This window comes from Bartonella capreoli, assembly GCF_902813205.1.
GTDB classification, from domain to species: domain Bacteria; phylum Pseudomonadota; class Alphaproteobacteria; order Rhizobiales; family Rhizobiaceae; genus Bartonella; species Bartonella schoenbuchensis.
On the sequence record NZ_CADDZX010000229.1, the window covers coordinates 1 to 445 of the forward strand.

At 40.7% G+C, this 445-nt stretch carries 1 pseudogene; it reads left to right on the plus strand.

Annotation, left to right across the window (positions count from 1 at the left end):
- A pseudogene (locus tag J7R05_RS08185) lies at window positions 1-445 on the plus strand (lytic transglycosylase domain-containing protein); the annotation flags it as partial.

The window sequence follows — 445 nt, forward strand, 5'->3', positions numbered from 1 at the left end:
TTTTCACGTATTCCTCAACTCTCTTCTTTACCTTTTTCTGCATCACGTGATATTACTGGATGGGACGAACAGCAGAAACGCTAGAAGAACATAAAAATGCCCAGCAATACTTTCATCGCGCAGCTCATTTTGGTGCAACTTACTATGGTCAATTAGCCGCTGCACGACTCAACCAAAAAAAGCTTAAAGTTTCCTTTCCCAAACCAACAAGCGCTGAGCGACAACATTTTAGTGCACGAAAAGCGATCAAAGCAATTCAACGTCTTGAAGCAGCCGGCTATGCTGATTTTGCTAAAATTTTTTATAGAGAGCTCGGAAAAAAAATAGAAAGCCACGGCGAATTAGCCCTTCTGGCTGTTATGGAAGAAAAAAATGGTGACTATTATACCAGCCTCAAAATTGGAAAAATGGCTGTCTTTCAGGGAAAAAATGACGGTCAACTCTT